Here is a 22,557-nt window from a genome sequence, read left to right on the forward strand (position 1 = left end):
CACATATGAATTTAATCCGTTTTGCACTTCGTAAACCCATATCCATACTTGTTTTGGTGGCAGGGCTGTTCTTTTTTGGGATTGGTGCTATTAAAGACATTAAAGTAGATATTTTGCCAAAAATGAACCTTCCGGTAATTTATCTTGCGCATCCTTTTGGTGGGTATACGCCAGATCAGATGGAATCTTATTTTGCTAAAAACTATGTAAACATCATGCTTTTTGCAAATGGGGTAAAATCAATTGAAACCAAAAATGTGCAGGGCCTTACGCTAATGAAAATCTCTTATTATGAGGATACGAATATGGCGCAGGCAGCAGCAGAAATTGGTGCGCTTTCAAACAGGATTCAGGCTGGTTTCCCCCCGGGTTCCCAACCGCCCTTTATCATCAGGTTTGATGCTTCTTCATTACCGGTAGGACAGTTGGTATTGAGTTCTAAAACAAAATCCAATAACGAACTTCAGGATTTGGCCAATGTTTACGTGCGTGCTTCATTTACATCCATCCCGGGTTTATTGTCGCCACCTCCATTTGGCGGGAGCCCCAGAACGATTGAAATTAATGTAAATCCTGATTTATTGCGTTCGCACAATTTGACACCAGATCAGATTGTAGAAGCCATAAAGCTCAATAACCAGACCGCGCCTTCAGGAAACGTACGGATAGGGGATAAAAACTACCTTACCCCAACCAACAATACCATTAAAGAAGTAAAGGATTTCGAGAAGATTCCTTTGTTTAAAGGGGGGGTGCAAAACCTAACCATAGGCGATGTGGCCACGGTAAAAGATGGTGCGGATATTACAGCGGGATATGCCCTGGTGAATGGTAAACGTTCTGTTTACATCAGTATTGCTAAAGCTGGAGATGCTTCTACCTGGGATGTGGTACAGAATTTAAAAAAGAACCTTTCAAAAATTCAGAGCACCCTGCCCGAGGATGTTTCCCTGAGTTATGAATTTGATCAATCTGTGTATGTCATCAACTCTGTAAAGAGTCTCATTACCGAGGGGATCATCGGTGCCGTACTAACTGGCTTAATGGTTTTGTTGTTCTTGGGTGATAAAAGGGCTGCATTTATTGTGATCCTCACTATTCCTATTTCCATTATATCGGGGGTATTGTTTCTGAAATTATTTGGCCAAACCATCAATTTAATGTCGCTCAGTGGTCTTGCACTGGCCATCGGGATCCTCGTAGATGAAAGTACGGTAACCATAGAAAATATCCACCAGCACCTGGATATGGGCAAACCCAAGGCATTGGCCATTTGGGATGCCTGTAAAGAAATTGCCTTGCCTAAATTGCTCATCTTATTGTGTATCCTGGCTGTTTTTGCACCAGCTTTTACCATGGTTGGTATTCCGGGAGCCTTGTTTTTACCGCTCGCACTCGCTATCGGTTTTTCTATGATTCTTTCTTTCCTGCTGTCGCAAACTTTTGTGCCCATCATGGCAAACTGGTTGATGAAAGCACATCCCAAACATGCCCATGCCAGCGGGATCACAGATGATGAGGCTGAGTTTAATGATTCAGGAATCACAGCGGAATCTGAAAAGGATACGCTGAACCAGAAGAAAATGCTGGTTCAGCGGGAAGACTTTAACAATGACAGTAAGCTTTCTTTATTTGAAAAATTCAGGCTGCGGTTTATGCACTTGCTGGATGGACTTTTCCGTTTCAAAAAGGTAGTTAGCCTGGTTTACCTGATCGGGATCACCCTGATTGCAGTTATCCTGATCGGTGTTATTGGTAAGGATGTATTTCCAAAGGTAAATTCCAGCCAGTTTCAGCTGCGGATGCGGGCTCCTGATGGTACCCGTTTAGAACGGACGGAGGAAAAAGCGAAACTGATTTTGCGGGAACTGGAGAAAAAAGTGGGCAAAGAACATATTGGGATTTCTTCGATTTATATTGGTCAGCACCCTGCATTGTTTTCAGTTTCACCCATCTATCTTTTTATGGCTGGTTCTCATGAAGCTGTTTTTCAGATTAGCTTAAAAGACTATCATGCAGATATGGATGAATTTAAAGATGAATTCAGACATCAGGTACATAAAATCCTTCCAGATGTGAAATTATCCTTTGAACCCATTGAACTAACAGATAAAGTTTTGAGCCAGGGTTCGCCAACACCAATTGAAATCAGGATAGCAGGGAAAAATAAAAAAGTAAATGAGCAATATGCCAATAAAATTATTGCGAAAATGAACCAGGTCCCTTACTTCCGGGATGTACAGATTGGGCAATCGCTCCACTATCCGGCACTAGACATTACGATAGATCGTACCGCCGCTGCACAGGTTGGTGTGGATATGAACGACATTTCGCGTTCGCTGATAGCTTCCACTTCCTCCTCCCGTTATACAGAAAAAAATACCTGGATAGATGAGAAAGCGGGGTTGTCTTACAATGTGCAGGTACAGGTGCCGCTAAACCAGATGAAAAGCAAAAATGACATTGAGGAAATCCCTTTGCTTAAAAATTCTCAGCGTCCGGTGTTGAGTGATGTGGCCACGCTTACACCTTCAACCACACCCGGTGAAAATGACAACCTGGGGGCTATGCCTTACATCACTGTTACTGCAAATATCCATCAGGTAGATTTGGGTATAGCGGCAGAGGATACTAAAAAGATCATTGCTGAGTTGGGCGAGTTGCCCCGTGGTACATTCATCAATCCAATTGGATTGAGTGTGGTTCTGGAAGAAACATTGGGAAGTCTGCAAACGGGCCTGATGATTGCAATTGTGGTGATCTTCCTGATGTTGTCTGCAAATTTCCAGTCCTTCAAAGTATCTATGGTTATTTTAACTACAGTTCCGGCGGTGGTGCTGGGTTCATTACTGATGTTGCTGGCTACTGGATCAACACTCAATCTGCAATCTTATATGGGGATCATCATGTCGGTAGGTGTATCCATTGCGAATGCCGTTTTGCTGATCACCAATGCAGAACAATTACGAAAGCACAATGGTAATGCCCTTCAATCTGCAAGGGAAGCCGCAGGTTTAAGGTTAAGGCCAATTATCATGACCAGTATAGCCATGATTGCCGGAATGCTGCCCATGGCCATTGGTCATGGGGAAGGCGGCGATCAGATTTCACCATTGGGCCGTGCGGTAATCGGGGGATTGATTTTTTCTACCTTTACCGTGTTGTTAATCTTGCCACTGATTTTTTCATGGGCACAAGCCAAAACCAGTACAGCATCCGTTTCCCTGGATCCGGAAGACGCCGAAAGTATCCATTACATATCTTCTTTAATTCCTGAAAAATGAAACCATTAAAAAAAAGCATTGTATATTCCTTATTCCTCCTATCCGCTGCCACAGCGCTATCCAGTTGCAGTTCTGAACCAAAAAAAGAAGCACCGGTAGCTGACGAACCTAAAGTAGAAACTTTTTCGCTTCAAAAACAGAAACTAAGTACCCAGCTAAGAATGCCTGCAGAGCTCATTAGTTTTCAGCAGGTAGATATCTACGCTAAAGTGAGCAGTTTTGTGAAGGATTTGAAGGTAGATATTGGTACTCAGGTAACAAAGGGACAATTATTAATGGTACTTGAAGCTCCGGAAATCAGCTCACAGCTGTCTGCGGCAGAATCCAGGCTGAAAGCCATGCAAGCCATTTATGAAGCCAGCAAAAGCAACTACACGCGTATTTACGAAACCAGTAAAACACCCGGTACCATCTCGAAAAATGACCTTGACCAGGCCACTGCCCGGAAGAATTCTGATTATGCACAATATCAGGCTGCAGTAGCTACTTCCAAAGAAGTGGGGATCATGAGGGGCTACCTTGAAATCCGCGCGCCTTTTAGTGGGGTCATTTCTGCAAGGAACATCAACTTAGGGGCATATGTAGGCCCTGCAGGTAAAGGTTCCGATTTACCATTATTAACTATACAGGAACAAGGTAAACTCCGTTTGTCTGTAGCAGTGCCTGAAATTTATACCAGTTACCTTAATAAAGGAGATGAAATGAATTTTACTGTAAAATCTTTGCCCGATACATTTTCGGCTAAAATACAAAGACTGGCAGGCGCACTGGATTTGAGGTTACGTTCTGAGCGTGTAGAAATGGATGTAGACAATAAAGGGAAAAGACTCTTGCCAGGAATGGTTGCTGAAGTGATCCTGCCTTTAAATCCTAAAGACAGCAGTTTTGTGATCCCTAAAACTGCACTGGTCAATTCTGCCGAAGGAATTTTTGTGATTGGCGTAGTGGATGGTAAAGCAAAACACATCAATGTAACCACGGGCAGGGAACTTGATGGACAGATAGAAATCTTCGGAAATCTTACGCAAGGCATCAGCCTGATCAAAAAAGCGAATGAGGAAATTCACAATGGTGATGTAATCAAGCTGTAATATTACAATCCGGCTATGGAAAAGACGTTTAAAAATCTTGAAATTTACAAAGTGAAAAAAGCAGAGTCTGTTCAGGAGTTTTACGAAAATCTTAGTTTAAACCGACCGGGCTTAACCATACCGAGCCTGGATACACTTTATGATGTAGGGCACTTTAATGTCTTTACGAGGGGGAACTGTGGCTCTACAGGTCCGGTATCTTATAACCGCAAAGACTACTACAAAATCTCGTTGGTTATAGGCGAGGGAATCCTCTTTTATCCGGACCAGCAAATTGTGGTTGACGGTCCGGCGTTATTGCTCACGAATCCTGACGTGCCTTACCATTGGCAGGCGGGTTCTGAAGCGCAGTCGGGCTATTTTTGTTTATTCACGGAGAATTTTATCCGGAACAGAAACGAAACCTTGCGGGAAACTTTATTTTCGAGAATCAAAGATCATCCGGTCATCCACCTCAGCGATGCACAGGCTACTGTTTTTTCTGAGATCTTTAAAAAAATGATGGCGGAAATGGATGGGGAATACATTCATAAATTTGACCTTTTGCGTAACTATATTCACTTGCTTACACATGAGGCCGTAAAAATTTGTCCTGTTAACGAGGCTTCCAAGCCCACCAATGCCTCCGCTCGTTTGGCATCACAGTTTATAGATTTATTGGAACGACAGTTTCCAATTGACTCTACAGACAGGGTAGTGGAACTTAAAACCGCGCATGATTTCGCGGCTAAACTTTCTGTGCATGTCAACCACCTTAACCATGCCGTAAAGGAAGTAACGGGTAAAACTACGTCAGATCACATTTCCAGAAGGATTGCGAATGAGGCTATTGCATTATTGCGGTACACGGAATGGAACATTTCTGAAATAGGCTATTGTTTAGGATTTGAATACCCTGCAAACTTTAATATCTTCTTTAAAAAACAAACCCAAAGTACGCCGAAGGCGTTCAGGAAGGTATAGTAGTTTTACTGCTTTTCGTATATAACGAGTGGTTCGTTTAAATTGAGGGAATTATCGAATGTTATCAGAAATTCACCAGGAGATAAGATCAAAATACCTCTGAAGGGATTAAGTACACGAAGATCATGGTCACCTGTGATAATACATGAGACATTACCAAAAAGGGCAAGCGCTAGATATTTGTCATCAGCTTCATCACGACAGATTTTGACTTTTTTATCAACGGTAATTATTTTTACTCTATTTTTAAAATTCCTGATATCTAATACTCTTCGCTTAGCAGGTATGTACTTCTCAAATTTTGGTCGCAAGTAGGCTACTGAAAATTCATTTAAGATTTCTTCTGTGCATAGAATAGTGCCCTTTTGGAAAGCTTTTTCAAACGCTTTTGAACTTACAGAATTAGGTAGAATGTGTGCGCTTATTATTGTGTTACAATCTAACACATAGTTGCTAATCATCTTCTGTTAGAATTTGTTTAAGAATTTCTTCATTCATACCATTTTTAGCAGCTTCTTTAGCCCCTTCTCTTACAACGTTTAGGTATTCAGGCAAGCTCTCTCGTACTTTGTTGTAATGTGTTAGCATTTCTTTATAGGGAGGCAAGGCAGAACCAAGAACAATATCCATTGGATTAGCATATTCTTTCTCATCTATTATGTTGCTAAGCGCATTAATTGCCTTTCTCTGTTTTGTTTTAGTGGAAGACTCCCAGTTCCTGGCAACTTCATCGCTAACTTCAATCATTATTGTTTTCATCTGTATAATCTTTGCATTAAATGTATAATATGATTGTTAATTATAGTTGCGCAATGATGGAAATAACTCGCTTAAATTCAATTTAAAACCGGGCAGCAAAGCTGAGGTAAGCTCGCCATCTCCTGTAAATTGTGTGTTTTTTTCATATTTTCCTGAAGCATCCAATTCATATTTCATCACGCTCTTTTTAACAGGATGAACTACCCAGTATTCTTTTATGCCGAATTCTTCATACAAGTGGAATTTGAGGTTGAGTTCTTTTTTATTATTACTGGGCGAAAGTATCTCAACCATGATATCTGGTGCACCTATGCAACCACGGGAATCCAGTTTGTTTACATCACAAACTACACAAATATCTGGCTGCACTACAGTGGTTACCGCTGCATCATCTGTAGAATTATGGGCTAAGCGTACGTCAAAAGGGGCAGAAAAGACTTCACAGCTTTTATTTTTTAAATAAATATAAAGCTCGCCAAAGAGGGTTCTTGATACTCTTTGATGTGCCAGTGAAGGCCCGGCCATACGATAAATGTGGCCCCTAATCAATTCTAAACGTTCATCAATTTCCCAGCGGAGGTACTGCGCATACGAGTAAAAACCTGTAAGATCAATGTCTGATAACTTAGCAATAGGCTTGTCTTCTCCATTAGGATAGGGTTTGGGCGTTGCTTGTTTTTTATCCTTAGTCATACCACAAATTTAACTAACGATCATCAAACTAGTCGTGGATTTTCAGGAACTTACGTAAGTTATAAATTACTACGGTTATGGTGTCTTAAGGTATAAAAAAAAACTTATCCTACTCTTTAATTATGAAACAGTTCGCTTAAATTCAATTTAAAACCGGGCAGCAAAGCTGAGGTAAGCTCGCCATCTCCTGTAAATTGTGTGTTTTTTTCATATTTTCCTGAAGCATCCAATTCATATTTCATCACGCTCTTTTTAACAGGATGAACTACCCAGTATTCTTTTATGCCGAATTCTTCATACAAGTGGAATTTGAGGTTGAGTTCTTTTTTATTGTTACTGGGAGAAAGGACTTCAACCATAATATCCGGGGCGCCAATACAACCGCGGGCATCTACTTTGGTCAAATCACAGATCACACAAATATCCGGCTGCACTACGGTTGTTACCGCTTCATCATCTTTAGCATCATGGGTTAAGCGCACATCAAAAGGTGCTGCAAAAACTTTGCAACTTTTATTTTTTAAATAGAAGTAAAGTTCGCCGGAAAGATTCATTGCTATTTCCTGGTGTACTGAGGAAGGCGCAGCCATTTGATAAATACGTCCCCTGATCAATTCTAAGCGTTCGTCAATTTCCCAGCGCAGGTAATTGGCATATGAATAAAAGCCAGTAAGGTCTATGTCAGATAATTGCTGAGCAGGTTCATCCGTTCTATCTGGATATGGTTTGTGAGGTAGTTCTTTATCCTTCGTCATGATACAAAGATAAATAACCCTAATGCTATTAGTCGTATGGTTTCAGGAACTTACGTAAGTTATAAATTACTACGGTTATGATGTCTTAAGGTGTTAAAAAAAACTTATCCTGCTCCTTAATTATGAAACAGTTCGCTTAAATTCAATTTAAAACCGGGCAGCAGAGCTGAGGTAAGCTCTTCATCTCCGGTAAATTGTGTGTTTTTTTCATATTTTCCTGAAGCATCTAATTCATATTTCATCACGCTCTTTTTAACAGGATGAACTACCCAGTATTCTTTTATGGCGAATTCTTCATACAAGTGGAATTTGAGGTTGAGTTCTTTCTTATTGTTACTGGGAGAAAGGACTTCAACCATAATATCCGGGGCGCCAATACAGCCGCGGGCATCTACTTTGGTCAAATCGCAGATCACACAAATATCCGGCTGTACCACAGTTGTTACCGCTGTATCATCGGTAGAGTCATGGGTTAAGCGCACATCAAAAGGTGCAATAAATACTTGACAGCTTTTCTTTTTCAGGTAAAAGTAAAGCTCTGCAAATAGGGTTCCCGCTATTACCTGGTGTGTTGAGGAAGGCGCAGTCATTTGATAAATACGTCCCCTGATCAATTCTAAGCGCTCGTCAATTTCCCAGCGCAGGTAATTGGAATAAGAATAAAAGCCAGTAAGGTCTATGTCAGATAATTGATGAACAGGTTCATCCGCTCTATCCGGATATGGTTTGTGATGTAGTTCTTTATCCTTCGTCATGATACGAAGATAAATAAGCCTAATGCTATTAGTCGTATGGTTTCAGGAACTTACGTAAGTTATAAATTATTACGGTTATGGTTTTAAGGATTTGAAAGGTTTTTTTTCGATGAAATAATATAGCTGTAGCAGCTTATACCAAGGCAAAACATAGATAGCTCTTGTATATTCATAATAAGTTATTTACTATTTATTTAAAAATAAGATATATACTTAATAAGTATCTTTTAAAGATGTTTAACAGGTCATTTACATATCAAAATGACCTTTATATAATATTTAAAAGTTATATTATATATATTTTATTAATCTTTAAATAATGTATAAGAATTTGGTTTATTAACAGTTTGTTTCTATTTTAGGCCATTGTTAATTAAAATCAGAAAAAATGGGTATAGCACTTCAGGGTATCAATGGAGCCTTCTCCGGAAAAGTAGGGACTGTAGTAGGTTATGTTTTAAAGGGGCAAAATGTGATGCGTTCGCTTCCTAAGAAAAGAACAGGTAAAGTCTCTAAAGCTGAACTGGGGAACCGTGATAAAATGAAGTTGCTCAGTGAGCTATCTAAACCGTTGAAGCCATTTTTGAACATGACCTTAACACCCGGGGCACGCGGCACTACCTATAATTGGTATAACCTTTACATTGCATATAACAATCCTAATGCTGTTAAAGGCGAATACCCGAAGCTGGAAATCGATTATCAGAATGTGGTGCTGAGTCGTGGTGATTTAAAACAACCTGTTAATGTAGCGCTGGAACGTGTGGTTAATGACATTAAAATTAGCTGGGAAGTGTTGGATGAGGATAAAAACAACAATGACCAGACGATGATTGCGGTCTATTTTCCAAGAATTGGTGCCGCTAAGACGATACTGGGGGGTAATAAAAGAAAAGAAGGATTTGAACTTGTGGAGCTTAATGATAAACTAGCAAAAGAAGAAATGGAAATCTATATTTCTTTTGTGAGTAATGACAGGCAAAAGTTCTCTGATAGTTTATATGCCGGCAGATTTGAAGGTAAGAAGACGGCAAAGAAAAAGGTAGTGGCTAAAGTTAATGTTCCAGCTGGTGAAGCGACAGATGAAGTACCCGCAGCAGATTTAAGAGAAGCAACTCAAATAAAAGCGCTTGAAATCGCAAAAAACCTTAAGACCATGGGCATGTCGCCTATTGCGATCTCAACTGCAACTGGGCTAACGATAGATGTTGTTGTGGGGTTATAGTGCTAAACCTACTCGTCTTTTATGAAGCTATGACCTGTTTGCGCCATAAAAAATGTGGCTTGCAGCATATACTGCGGCGCTTTAAATTTGTTTTGACAATAAAGTGATACTGCCTTTAAAAAAGAGTTCTACATTTGTCTAACACTGTTAGATTATTTATGGTTTTAACAGAATGTTTGCTGGCTATTTAATTAAGTTATGCCGGCAAAATTTCTGTTAGAGAATTAAAGTAGAACATGGGTAGCAAAGAAAGAATTCAAAGAGGCAAAGAAGAAACTAAGGCGAACATCCTGGATGCGGCTTTGGAGATCGTTAAAGAAGACGGTTGGCAGGCTTTGAGTATGCGCAAAATTGCGGATAAGATTGAGTACACTGCGCCCATTATCTATGAGTACTTTGCCAATAAAGAAGGTATTTTGCTGGAGTTGACACGTGTGGGTAATGGCTTATTGCTGAAACAATTTAAAGTTGCGCAGGCTACCCACCATACTCCGGAAGAGCAGCTGAGCGCAATGTGGATGGCCTATTGGGATTTTGCATTTGAGCATAAGGAACTTTATAAGCTGATGTTTGGTGTGGATGTGATGTGTTGTGAGCTTAAAAGTAGCTTGCCCGAAGCGGAAGCCGCAGAAGAGTTACTTTGGGACGCCATCATTATGGTGATGAACGATAAAAACGCATCTGAAGAGATTGTATGCAGGAAATACTATACTTTTTGGTCTATTATACATGGATTGATTTCAATCAATTTAGTTCGTAAAGGAAGAAATGATGAAATGAACCAGCATATCCTGAAAGACGCCATTAATGGCATTATAAGAACAATAAACGATTAATCTCTTTTTTTTATGGAATACTTAACACTGTTAGATTATTTATACGTGATTACCGCCCCGGAAAGGAAGCGCGTACAAGCAAAAGCGAAGCAGCTAGCCTTAAATACCAGCGCTAAACTAACAAGTGAAACTGCGTTTTTTTTGCGCGGTAACTTAACACTGTTAAATAGATTACGCTCGTTAAAACATCACCATCCAGCACATTAGAAACACAAACAAATATATTTTTTACCCCATCACTTAACACTGTTAGATTATAAAAAACAAACATTATGAAAACTCCAATATTACTTTTACTATCCGTTATACTTTTAGCCGCAGGATGTGCAGGCGATAAAGTTCAGGTTGCAGAACCTGTAGTTCAATCCTTACCGGTAGCTGCCCTGGAAAGCAACATGGAAACTACCTATGTTGATTATCCTGCTTCCATTCAGGGTACGGTAGATTTAGAGATCCGTCCGCAAGTTTCTGGTACACTGGATCAAATTTATGTCAATGAAGGTGCCCAGGTACAAAAAGGTCAGCCCCTTTTTAAAATCAATGAATTGCCTTACAGGGAAGCCTTAAACAATGCGAAGGCATTATTGCATGCAGCCCAGGCTGCAGTTTTAAATGCTCAGCTTGAGGTACAGAAATTAACTCCGCTTGTGCAAAATAAGGTGGTGTCTGACTTCCAGTTAAAGAGTGCAAAAGCTTCTTTTGAAGTGGCGCAAGCCAATGTAGAGCAGGCCAGGGCTGGTGTAGCTGCTGCCCAGATTAATTTAGGTTATACGCTGATTAAAGCGCCTGTAAATGGTTATATAGGCAGGTTGCCTAAAAAACAGGGTAGTTTGGTAAGTCCGGCAGATCCTGCTGCACTGACTTCACTTTCTGATGCGCATGAGGTACATGTTTATTTCTCTTTAGGAGAAGATGACTTTATTGGCTTTAATGCCAAATACCCGGGCAAAACTGTTGCGGAAAGAATAAAAAATGTACCGGGTGTATCATTAGTATTGGCTGATGAACAGGTATATGGTCAGAAAGGAAAGATTGACATGGTGGATGGCCAGTTTGATAAGCAAACCGGTTCCATTACACTTAGGGCAACGTTTGCAAATGCACAGGGCTTGCTGAGATCAGGCAATACAGGGAAGATCCGCCTTGGTTTAGACCATAAAGATGCTGTATTGGTTCCACAATCGGCTACTTTGGAAATGCAGGATAAGATTTTTGTCTTTGCGATGGCAGACAGCAATAAGGTTAAAAAAACACCAATTACAGTGATGGGTAAAGTTGGCAACAGTTACCTGATTAAAGATGGTTTGAAATCTGGCGATCAGATTGTACTGAGCGGACTAGACCGCCTGCAAGAAGGCCAGGTGATCCATCCTGAAAAACAAGTTGCTAAAACAGCAGAAAAGGTAGCTAAGCTGTAAGTTTTGCATTCCTTTAATTTAATAACAACTCATACAAATTACAATGTTTAAGATATTTATACAAAGACCCGTATTGGCTACCGTAATCTCCATTTTGTTGGTGATACTGGGTGTGCTGGGTTTAACTAAACTGCCTTTACAGCAGTTTCCGGACATTGCGCCGCCGGCAGTATTGGTCGCAGCCGTTTACCCGGGTGCCAACGCCGAAACTGTATTGCGTTCTGTAGCACCATCTTTAGAGGAGTCTATTAACGGGGTAGAAAATATGAGCTACATGAGCTCAACTGCCAGTAACGACGGTACTTTGGCCATTACCGTTTACTTTAAACAGGGAACTGATCCGGATCAGGCGGCGGTAAATGTGCAAAACAGGGTAGCCCAGGCTACAAGTCAGCTTCCTCAGGAGGTTGTGCAACAGGGGATCACCACCACGAAACAGCAGAACAGCTTAATTGGTGCCGTGGGGATTTACACAGAACATCCTGAAAAATACGACCAGACTTTTGTAGCGAATTACGCGCAGATTAATATCATTCCTGAAATTAAACGGATTCCGGGGATAGGTTCTGCAGTGATCTTTGGTGGGGTTAAAGACTACTCTATGCGTGTTTGGCTTAATCCGGCACAGATGGCGGCCTACAAAATTACCCCTGCCGAAGTGATGGGCGCTATACAGGACAAAAACCTGGAAGCTGCACCCGGAAAATTTGGGGAAACCAGCAAGGAAGTATTTGAGTATGTGATTAAATACAAAGGCAAGCTAACCAAACCGGAGGAATATGAAAATATTGCGATCCGTGCCAATAACGACGGTTCTGTACTGCATTTAAAAGATGTAGCGCGTGTAGAACTGGGTGCCTATTCTTACACTAGTGTTAGTCATTTAAACGGTAAAGATGGGATCGCAATCGGTTTGATCCAGCTGGCAGGTTCAAATGCCAATGAAATTCAAATTGAGGTAGACAAGCTGATGGAAAAAGCAGCAAAAGATTTTCCGGATGGCATTAAATACAATCAGTTTTACCGTACCAAAACGGCACTTGATGAATCCATCAGTCAGGTTGAACATACGCTTATTGAAGCCTTTATCCTGGTATTTATTGTGGTGTTCATTTTCCTTCAGGATTTCAGGTCTACCTTAATTCCGGCTATTGCCGTTCCTGTGGCCTTAATGGGTACATTCTTCTTCATGAGCCTGTTTGGATTTTCTATTAACCTGCTCACCTTGTTTGCCCTTGTTCTGGCCATAGGTATTGTGGTAGATGATGCTATTGTGGTGGTGGAGGCGGTGCACGCTAAACTGGAACACCACCCGGGAATGAGCCCCAAAACCGCTACTAAAAAGGCCATGCATGAAATTACTGGTGCTATTATATCTATTACCTTAGTGATGGCAGCGGTGTTTTTACCGGTAGGTTTTATGACCGGATCAACGGGTATTTTTTACCGGCAGTTTGCCTTTACCATGTCCATAGCCATTGTGATCTCGGCGGTTAACGCCTTAACTTTGAGTCCTGCTTTGGCCGCATTGTTCTTGAAAAGTACACATGTTAACGAACACGGAGCAGTAGTTAAAACAGGATTTGTACAAAAGTTTTATACTGGCTTTAACAGTGCTTTCGGAGTAATTACCGACAGGTATATCAATGGGGTAAAGTTTCTGATTAAGAAAAGATGGGTAGCCATTAGCGGATTGGTAGTGATTGTGGTGGCCACTGTTTTTATGGTGATGAATACCAAGTCTGGATTCATCCCTACGGAAGACCAGGGTTTTATTGCCGTGTCTATGTCAACGCCCTCAGGGACTTCCTTAGATGGAACCACTAAAATACTGAATGCAGCAGAAGAATCTGTACGTTCATTGCCTGCGGCAAGATTTGTGACCGCTATATCTGGGTTTAACTTGTTAACGAACTCCAACAGTCCATCTTCCGCAGTGTTTTTTGTACTGCTTAAACCTAATAAAGACCGCGGAGAGGTTAAAGACATCAATGCCATACAGGACATCATCCGTGGTAAATTGGGTGCTATAACTGGGGGTAGTTTCTTTGTGTTTAGTTTTCCAACGGTGCCTGGTTTTAGCAACGTAGAAGCACTTGATTTGGTGTTGCAGGATAAAACTGGTGGTAAATTGGAGAAATTTAGTGGTGTGGCCAATGAGTTTATCGGCAAACTGATGCAAAGGAAGGAAATAGCATATGCTTTTACTTCTTTTAAAGCAGATTATCCGCAATTACAACTGGAAGTTAACGATGAAAAAGCTAACCAGCTAGGTGTAAATGTGAAAGACATTCTGCAAACAATGCAAGCCTATTTCGGGAGTGCCCAGGCTTCGGATTTTAACCGCTTTGGTAAATATTACAGGGTAATTGTACAAGCTGACGTGAGCGACAGAACAGATCCATCATCGATAGACAGGGTATTTGTGAAAAACAAAGCCGGTGAGATGGTGCCAATTAATACATTGGTTAAACTGACCCGGATTTATGGGTCTGAAACGGTTTCACGTTACAACCTGTTCAATTCTATACAAATTAATGCAATTCCTAAACCTGGATTTAGTTCTGGTGATGCGATTAAGGCAATTCAGGAGACTGCTGCGGAGCAATTGCCATCTGGCTTTGCGTACGAGTTTTCTGGTCAGACACGTGAAGAAATTTCATCCGGTGGCCAGTCTACCGTTGTATTTCTGCTTTGTTTGGTCTTCGTTTACTTTTTGTTATCTGCACAGTACGAAAGTTACATCTTGCCACTGGCCGTAATTCTTTCCATCCCTACAGGTATATTTGGTGTGTTTGTGGTACTTGGTTTAACAGGGATTGAAAACAATATCTATGTGCAGGTGGCCCTGATTATGCTTATTGGTTTGCTGGCAAAAAATGCGATCCTGATTGTAGAATTTGCGGTGCAAAAGCGAAAAGCAGGAATGGGATTGGTTGAAGCCGCCATTGATGCCGCAAGGTTAAGGATCAGGCCAATTATCATGACCTCACTGGCTTTCGTATTCGGTTTGTTCCCAATGAGTATTGCTACAGGTCCATCAGCCCAGGGTAACCACTCTATCAGTATCGGCGCAGCCGGAGGAATGGTGTCCGGGGTAATTTTGGGATTGTTCATCATTCCGGTGCTCTTCATCATTTTCCAGCATTTGCAGGAAAAACTTAGTGGTAAAGCCAATGCTGTTGACCACAATCAACATAACCATAAAGAAATTGAATATGAACCCGACATGATTTAAATAATTATTAAGTACACGGTACAATAATTATTTAAATCATCAAAGGCTCCATCTAACAATTAAAATAAAATAAATAAACAGATGAAAACGCATAATTTTATATATGGCTTTTTAATCCTTGCGCTAATTGCGCAGGGATGTAAAGTCTCTAAAGACATCAAAACCCCGGTTTCGGCCGCACCTGCTGCTTTCAGAAATAGCGCTGCGGGAAGCAGTATAAACGATACGCTTAATATTGCCAGTAAGCCGGTAAGCGATTTCTTTAGCTCAACTGTGCTCAAAGCCTTAATTGATACCGCATTGGTTAGAAACTATGATTTACAGCTGGCGGTAAAAAACATAGAATCTGCTGAGCAGTTGTTTAAACAAGCCCGGTTGGGTAATGTGCCAACGCTAAACCTTCAGGTAACGGCAAGTTCAAACCGCCCTTCAGACAACAGTTTGAATGGCTTAAGTACAAGTCAGTTTTTAGGTACCAAACACCTGGAAGATTTTAATGCGGCACTGGGCCTGAGCTGGGAAGCTGATATCTGGGGCAAGATTAAAAATCAAAAGCAAGCTGCTTTGTCTTCTTACCTGCAAACCACAGAAGCTAAAAAAGGTATTCAAACCCGTCTTGTTGCCAATGTTGCCCAGGGTTTTTACAGACTCCTGATGTTGGATGCCCAGCTGGCTGTAGCTAAAAGAAACCTTTTGTTGAATGACAGTACTTTAAGGATCATCAGGATGCAGTTTACGGCAGGTCAGGTTACCTCTCTTGCCATACAACAGGCCGAAGCACAACAGTTGGTTGCCGCACAACTGGTGCCTCAAATGGAGCAAAATATAGAAATACAGGAAAATGCATTGAGGGTACTTACAGGACAATTGCCATCGGCAATTGAGCGCTTGGTTACTTTAGATGAGTTAAATGTACAGGAAAATATGGCTGCCGGCGTTCCGTCACAGTTGTTAAGCCGCAGACCTGATGTAAAAGCCTCGGAGTTTGCATTAGCTGTGGCTAACGCCAGAGTTGGTGTTTCCAAAGCCAATATGTACCCTACGCTGGCCATTACGGCTAATGGTGGATTAAATTCTCTTCGTGCAAGCAATTGGTTTAATGTACCCGCTTCCCTGTTTGGCGTAGTTAGTGGTGGCATCACCCAGCCTTTACTTCAACGCAGACAATTAAAAACGCAGTATGAACTTGCCAAAATAGATCGTGAGAAAGCGGTGATCGAATTTAGACAAGCTGTTTTAAACGCAGTAGCAGAAGTATCGGACGAATTGACAAGGGTTGAAAAACTAAAAACACAATATACCATTGCCACCTCTCGTACGGCAACTTTGCAGCAAGCTGTAAAAAATGCAAACTTGTTGTTTAAGAATGGTATGGCCAATTATTTAGAAGTGATTACTGCACAAAGTAATTTACTTCAAAGCGAGCTGGATCTTGCAACGCTTAAAACTTCGCAGCTAAGTGCCTCGGTAGAGTTGTACCGTGCGCTTGGAGGAGGATGGCAATAAGCGATATTAATAACCGTTAGAGACGTTATATTCTGGCCGAATATTTGGAGTATTAGCTTTTTGTTGTACATTAAGCTAATATTCCAAATTTTCGTTTTAAAAGGTAGGCCCGGCGTTTTCTATGGTAAATTTTATTCCCAAGTCTTTTTGTATACTGACTTTGCTGTTATTTTTCTTTTTTGCTCCAAGTTCAGCGCAACAAACGCAAGGTTTATCCCGTACGCTGGTTTCCGGCACGGTTACCGACAGCAAAGACCGAAGCCCTATTCCTTATGCAACGGTATCTTTTAGCAATTCTAAAATTGTAACCAAAACCGATGCTAACGGCAAATATACCATTAGCAGTACTACGCCCTACAGCCAGTTACAGGTTGTTTATGTAGGGTACAAAATACAAACATTGTCGGTTAAGCCTTCTGAAAGCCAGGTAATCAATATCAGGCTTCAAGAATCTGCCCAGCGGTTAAATGAAGTAACCATCAATACGGCGAAGAAAAAGGAGCGGTACCGGAATAAAGACAATCCGGCTGTTGAATTGATTCATAAGGTTATTGAACACAAACCGATGAACCGGATGCAAAGCGAGCAGACGGTGCAGTATCAGCAATACGACTGGATGCAGTTCTCTATGAGCAACATCAGCGATAAATTTAAAAACAAGAAAATCTTTCGCAAATATCAGTTTTTGTTTAATGAACAGGATTCGACCGAAGTAGGAGGGAAAAATACGCTGCCTATCTATTTGAGGGAGCGGTTTTCAAATAATTATTACCGTAAAAATCCTGAAAAAACAAAAGTAATTGTACTGGCAGATAAACACGTAAACTTTGATGCGGGCGTGGTAGATAACAATGCCATAGCGCAGTATTTTGAGCGGATGTATGCTGATGTAAATATTTATGATAATAACATCATTTTTACGAACAGCCAGTTCCTGAGTCCAATTGCAGATGGTGCACCATCGTTCTATAAGTTTTTTATCACAGATACGATTAAATCGCATAGTCCAAACCTGATTGAACTTTCATTTATCCCACGCAATCCCAATACCTTACTTTTTGAAGGAAAAATCTTCATTACCATGGATGGCAAATATGCCGTTCAGGATGCGTATTTAAAAACTGCTAAAGGCGTAAACATCAATTTTGTACGCTCGCTGGAAGTTAAACTTAATTTTGAAAAGGACACAGCTGGCAAGTACCACTTAAATAAAAGTCACCTTGTTATGGATTTTGGTACTGGTAAAGAAGGTGCAAGGGGCTTTATAGGAGAGCGGTCTGTAGTCATTAAAGATTATAAAAGCAATGTCGTCCAGCCCGATAGTTTATATAGAGGTGAAGACGTGGTAGTAGCAGTTAATGCCGAAAAACAATCTGACCAGTTTTGGCAACAGAACCGTTTAGATAGTGCGGCTAATTCAAAAATTAAGATCTATAGCAATATGGATAGCCTGGGCAGAATGAAATCTTTCAAAAGAATTATGGCCATTGGCGGAATTGTTTTTGTAGGCTATAAACAATTCGGCCCAGTTGATGTAGGTCCCTTTTACAGCTTTTATAGTTTCAATAGTCTTGAAGGACTGAGGCTGAGACTTGGCGGGCGTACCAATGAAGAATTTAGCAAGAGTTTTTATTTTGATGGTTATGGTGCTTACGGTTTTGGAGACCAAAAATGGAAAACTCTTTTAAGCGCTGCGTATGCCTTTAATCATAAGTCTATTTATACTTTTCCCCAAAGTTTTATCCGGGCCAGTTTTCAACGTGATGTAGATGAACCTGGAGATGGAGCAAAAAACTTTATTGCAGAGAGCAACCTGTTAACCGCTTTAAGGCGGGGCGAGAACAATAAGTTTATGTATAGTGACTATTACCGTTTAAACTATATACAGGAGTATGCTAACCATTTCTCTTTTGATTTGGGATTTCGAAAATGGTCACAGACTCCTGCAGGTGTCCTTTTATTTCAAAGTTATCAGAACAATCAGCTGTTTAACCAGGATAAGGTAACCACCTCAGAGCTAAGCCTGGAGTTGAGATACGCACCTAAAGAGAAATTTTACCAGGGCAAGCGTTACCGTGAGCGTACGATAGAGAAGTACCCTGTTTTTGAACTGAACTATACTGCGGGTATCAAAGGGCTGCTTGGTGGACAATACAGTTACCAAAGTCTGCTGGGTACAATAGACAAGCGGTTCTACTTGTCACAGTTCGGACGGTCAGATGTTCGTTTGGAAGGTGGCTACATTTTTGGCCGGGTTCCTTTTCCACTATTAAATATTCACAGGGCCAACCAAAGCTATTCTTATGAGGTATATGCGTATAACCAAATGAATTTTTTGGAGTTTGTGAGTGATCATTATGCCGGTTTAACAGTTGATCATAACTTTAACGGATTGATTTTAAACCGGATTCCATTGATTAAAAAGTTAAAATTGAGGGAGTACATCACCTTTAAAGCCCTTTATGGCGGACTGCGCTCAGAGAACGACCCGCTAAAAGATAGATCTTTATTGCAGTTTCCTGTAAATACATCTGGTGTTCCCACTACTTATTCGCTCGGTTCACAGCCTTATATGGAGGGTAGTATCGGAATCGGGAATATCTTAAAAGTAATCAGATTAGACGTTGTACGTCGTTTCAATTACCTTAACAATCCTAACGTAAGTAAATACGGTTTAAGGGCCAAAGTTCAGTTCGAATTTTAGAAAGAAAACTGTTCATCCTGTTCATTTTTTTCTATAAATGCCCTTGGTGATACATTTAGATTCACCTGGATTTTATTTACTTGTTTTTGTACTATATTTAGTGACCAATCGAACTTAATACCAGTTTACCATGTCACCTAACCAAATAAACGAACAGGAACGGCTCAGGGCGCTTCATAATTACGAAATTTTGGATACGCTTGCTGAAGAGGAATTTAACAGGATTACTGAACTAGCTGCATTAATCTGTGAGGTTCCCATATCATTAATTTCTCTGGTAGATGAAAATAGACAATGGTTTAAAGCTACAACAGGATTGGATGTTGCTGAGACGCCAAGAGAGGTTGCATTCTGTGACTATACCATCCGTGGAAACGGTTTGATGGAAATTAAAGATGCCAGTAAAGATGATCGGTTTAAAGACAATGAATTTGTAACTGATGAACCCAATATCCGCTTTTATGCAGGGTATCCGCTTACAGATCCCAATGGGTATAATCTGGGCAGTTTATGTGTCATTAGTTCAGAAGCCAAGGTGCTAAATGATTCGCAGAAGAAAGCGCTTAAAATACTTACTGACCAAACGGTAGCGCTAATTAAAAACAGAAGGCAGCAGCAAGAATCCCGGTATTTTAGTTCTTTATTTAATTTGTCTAACGATTTGATTTGTGTGGCTGGAGAAGATGGGAAATTTAAAAAAATCAACCCTGCATTTTCTAGACTGCTGGGTTGGGATGACGAATTTTTGCTGAATAAGGCTTTAACAGACTTGGTTCATCCAGATGATATAGAGAATACCAGGTTCCGTATGATGGAACTGCTGAGTGACCGGAACGATCTAACTCATTTTGTGCAGCGATTACAGGCTAAAAGTGGTGAATATAAGGTGTTGCAATGGACAGCTACCTTAGAAAATGGTACGGGTAATATTTTCGCCATAGCCAGAGATATTAGCCATGAAAAGATGCAGGAAGAGAAGTTACGGGTAAGCGAAAATAGTTTAAGGTCATTTTTTGAGAATTCTCAGGGGCTAATGTGTACGCATGATCTGGAAGGAAATTTCATTTCTGTAAATGCTGCGGGTGCCGGGCTTCTGGGTTACACTACGGACGAGGTGTTACAGAGGAGTTTGTTTGATATTATCCCGCCCGCCAACCGGCATTTAATGGAGGCTTACATACAGGAGATTCAAAATAATGGAACTTCAAGTGGTTTAATGACCACTGTAACAAAGGATGGAAGGATCCGGATATGGATGTACAATAATATCATTGAATGGGATTTTAAAGGACATCCTTATGTGATTGCAAATGCTATAGACATTACAGATAAGTATTTACTGGAAAGGGATCTGGAACGAACTAAGAATATGCTGGAAGAAACCAACCAGGTAGCCAAAATTGGGGGTTGGGAGTGGGATATAGGGAATAATAAGATCATGTGGTCAAAACTTACCTACCAGATTCATGAGGTTGATGAAAATCATAAACCTGAATTGTCTACTGGACTCGATTTTTACGTGGAAGGTGAGCATAGAAACGCCATAGCGAAAGCAATTGAACTGGCATTGCTAAATGGCACCCCATGGGATCTGGAAGCGCAATTTATTACGGCCAAAGGAAATGTCATTTGGGTGCGCTCCATCGGGAATCCTGAATTTGAAGATGGGAAGTGTAAATGTATATTTGGTGCATTCCAGGATATAAATGAAAAAAAGCTAGCAGAAATTGCCCTTCAAAAGGCAAAAGAGCAGGCAGAAATGGCTAGTGTTGCAAAATCGGAATTTCTCGCTAACATGAGCCACGAAATCCGAACGCCACTAAATGGAGTAATTGGTTTTACAGATTTGGTACTCAAAACAGATTTGAATGTGGTTCAAATGCAGTATATAGGTATCGTAAACCAGTCTGCGAATGCATTATTAAGTATCATTAATGACATCCTTGACTTTTCTAAAATAGAGGCTGGTAAGCTCGAATTAGATATAGAAAGGTGCGATTTGTATGAGATTGCTGGCCAGTCGGCAGATATTATCACTTATCAGGTTCAGCACAAGAACCTGGAAATGCTTTTGAACATTCCGGTCAATTTGCCTCGTTTCATTTGGGCTGATGAGGTAAGGTTAAAACAGGTGCTGATTAACCTGTTGGGCAATGCGGTAAAATTTACTAGCCAGGGCGAAATTGAATTGAAGGTGGAATGTATTTCAGATCCGAATGAACTTGAAGTTGTTTTTCGCTTTTCTGTGCGGGACACCGGAATTGGCATTAAACAAGAAAAACAGCAGAAGATTTTTGAAGCTTTTGCACAGGAGGATGGTTCTACCACAAAGAAGTATGGCGGAACGGGGCTTGGTCTTACCATTTCTAATAAATTACTGGAACTAATGGGCAGTAAACTCCAGATCATCAGTAGTCCTGGGGCTGGTAGTATATTCTTTTTTGATGTAGCTTTAAAATCTGAGCAGGGAGTACCTATAGCCTGGGACAATCTTGAAAAGATTAAAACAGTTTTAATTGTTGACGACAACGACAATAACAGAACGATTATGAGGCAGATGCTTTTGTTAAAAAGTATACAGGTTACAGAAGCTAACAATGGATTTGAAGCGCTAAAACTTCTGGCCCAGGGAGAGCGCTATGATGTGATCCTGATGGATTACCATATGCCTTATATGGATGGTCTGGAGACCATTCAGAAAATCAGAAAAAGCTTTTTCCCTTCAGCAGAAGATCAGGCAATTGTTCTGCTTTATAGTTCTTCTGACGATGAAACGGTAATTAAAGCCTGCGACGAGCTTCAGGTGAGTTTGCGTCTTGTAAAGCCGATAAAAATGCAGGAAATGTACAGAGCACTGTCCCGCTTGTATCAAAAAGAACAAGAGCCGGGGCTTACAATTGTGCCTGATTTTACAAAAAATGATGAACGTGTGATTAACGTGCTGGTTGCCGAGGATAATACGATCAATATGTTTTTGTCTAAAACCATCATTCATAGAATTGCCCCTAATGCTGTTATTTATGAGGCTTATAATGGCTCTCAATGCGTGGCAATTTGTGAACGGCACACCCCGGATATCATTTTAATGGATGTACAAATGCCTGATATGAATGGTTATGAGGCCACACAAAGGATTAGAAAGTTTGAGGGCTTCGCTGATATTCCAATTATCGCATTTACTGCCGGTAATGTGAAGGGTGAGCGGGAGAAGTGCCTTGATGTGGGCATGAATGATTTTGTATCTAAGCCGGTAATTGAAGAGGATATCGCATTAATGTTTAGGAAGTACCTGGAGTTTTAAACCTCTTTTTTTTAAAATATTCCTTCTTT

Annotated in this window: 15 protein-coding genes; 10 read left to right on the forward strand and 5 right to left on the reverse strand. The window is 40.7% G+C overall.

Annotated elements, in window-relative coordinates; genetic code table 11:
• The first annotated feature begins 5 nt into the window (after window positions 1–5).
• From LPB86_RS13525 to LPB86_RS13535, 3 genes are read left to right on the forward strand one after another with little or no spacing between them, the layout of a single operon-like run.
• The gene (locus LPB86_RS13525) at window positions 6–3,284 is read left to right on the forward strand and encodes an efflux RND transporter permease subunit (protein WP_230644791.1); all 3,279 of its coding nucleotides are present in this window, start codon (window positions 6–8) and stop codon (window positions 3,282–3,284) included.
• A complete protein-coding gene (locus LPB86_RS13530) occupies window positions 3,281–4,375 on the forward strand; it encodes an efflux RND transporter periplasmic adaptor subunit (RefSeq protein WP_230644793.1) in 1,095 nt (364 codons plus the stop codon). Before LPB86_RS13525 ends, LPB86_RS13530 begins: the two co-directional genes overlap by 4 nt.
• 15 nt (window positions 4,376–4,390) lie before the next feature.
• The gene (locus LPB86_RS13535) at window positions 4,391–5,338 is read left to right on the forward strand and encodes an AraC family transcriptional regulator (protein WP_230644794.1); all 948 of its coding nucleotides are present in this window, start codon (window positions 4,391–4,393) and stop codon (window positions 5,336–5,338) included.
• Window positions 5,339–5,343: 5 nt separating this feature from the next.
• Here LPB86_RS13535 and LPB86_RS13540 read toward each other — a convergent pair whose 3' ends face one another.
• The 5 genes from LPB86_RS13540 to LPB86_RS13560 form a co-directional block, all read right to left on the reverse strand.
• Window positions 5,344–5,799: a putative toxin-antitoxin system toxin component, PIN family gene (locus LPB86_RS13540; RefSeq protein WP_230644796.1), complete on the reverse strand. Its 456-nt coding sequence runs from the start codon at window positions 5,797–5,799 to the stop codon at window positions 5,344–5,346.
• The gene (locus tag LPB86_RS13545; RefSeq protein WP_230644798.1) at window positions 5,792–6,085 is read right to left on the reverse strand and encodes a hypothetical protein; all 294 of its coding nucleotides are present in this window, start codon (window positions 6,083–6,085) and stop codon (window positions 5,792–5,794) included. The genes LPB86_RS13540 and LPB86_RS13545 overlap by 8 nt, the downstream gene beginning before the upstream one ends.
• Before the next feature lie 48 nt (window positions 6,086–6,133).
• Window positions 6,134–6,790, reverse strand: a complete 657-nt coding sequence (locus LPB86_RS13550) for a Uma2 family endonuclease (RefSeq protein WP_230644800.1) — start codon at window positions 6,788–6,790, stop codon at window positions 6,134–6,136.
• Window positions 6,791–6,906: 116 nt separating this feature from the next.
• Window positions 6,907–7,545, reverse strand: coding sequence for a Uma2 family endonuclease (locus LPB86_RS13555; protein WP_230644802.1), 639 nt, complete (start codon window positions 7,543–7,545; stop codon window positions 6,907–6,909).
• A gap of 116 nt (window positions 7,546–7,661) precedes the next feature.
• Window positions 7,662–8,300: a Uma2 family endonuclease gene (locus LPB86_RS13560; RefSeq protein WP_230644804.1), complete on the reverse strand. Its 639-nt coding sequence runs from the start codon at window positions 8,298–8,300 to the stop codon at window positions 7,662–7,664.
• A 388-nt stretch (window positions 8,301–8,688) separates the two neighbouring features.
• On the opposite strand from LPB86_RS13560, the gene LPB86_RS13565 reads away from it, so the two are divergent.
• The 7 genes from LPB86_RS13565 (at window position 8,689) to LPB86_RS13595 (ending at window position 22,528) form a co-directional block, all read left to right on the forward strand.
• Window positions 8,689–9,525, forward strand: coding sequence for a DUF6266 family protein (locus LPB86_RS13565; protein WP_230644806.1), 837 nt, complete (start codon window positions 8,689–8,691; stop codon window positions 9,523–9,525).
• 236 nt (window positions 9,526–9,761) lie between these two features.
• Window positions 9,762–10,361: a TetR/AcrR family transcriptional regulator gene (locus tag LPB86_RS13570; RefSeq protein ID WP_230644808.1), complete on the forward strand. Its 600-nt coding sequence runs from the start codon at window positions 9,762–9,764 to the stop codon at window positions 10,359–10,361.
• A 272-nt stretch (window positions 10,362–10,633) separates the two neighbouring features.
• Window positions 10,634–11,779 (forward strand): efflux RND transporter periplasmic adaptor subunit, encoded by a 1,146-nt coding sequence (locus tag LPB86_RS13575; protein WP_230644810.1) that lies wholly within the window; start codon window positions 10,634–10,636, stop codon window positions 11,777–11,779.
• A gap of 43 nt (window positions 11,780–11,822) precedes the next feature.
• Entirely contained in the window at window positions 11,823–15,017 is a 3,195-nt protein-coding gene (locus tag LPB86_RS13580; RefSeq protein WP_230644812.1) for an efflux RND transporter permease subunit, read from the forward strand.
• Window positions 15,018–15,098: 81 nt separating this feature from the next.
• Window positions 15,099–16,523 (forward strand): efflux transporter outer membrane subunit, encoded by a 1,425-nt coding sequence (locus tag LPB86_RS13585; RefSeq protein WP_230644814.1) that lies wholly within the window; start codon window positions 15,099–15,101, stop codon window positions 16,521–16,523.
• A 160-nt stretch (window positions 16,524–16,683) separates the two neighbouring features.
• The gene (locus LPB86_RS13590) at window positions 16,684–19,227 is read left to right on the forward strand and encodes a DUF5686 and carboxypeptidase-like regulatory domain-containing protein (protein ID WP_230644816.1); all 2,544 of its coding nucleotides are present in this window, start codon (window positions 16,684–16,686) and stop codon (window positions 19,225–19,227) included.
• A gap of 130 nt (window positions 19,228–19,357) precedes the next feature.
• Window positions 19,358–22,528, forward strand: coding sequence for a PAS domain S-box protein (locus LPB86_RS13595; protein ID WP_230644818.1), 3,171 nt, complete (start codon window positions 19,358–19,360; stop codon window positions 22,526–22,528).
• Window positions 22,529–22,557 lie beyond the last annotated feature (29 nt).

It is taken from the genome of Pedobacter sp. MC2016-14 (assembly GCF_020991475.1).
In the GTDB taxonomy this organism is placed as follows: Bacteria; Bacteroidota; Bacteroidia; order Sphingobacteriales; family Sphingobacteriaceae; genus Pedobacter.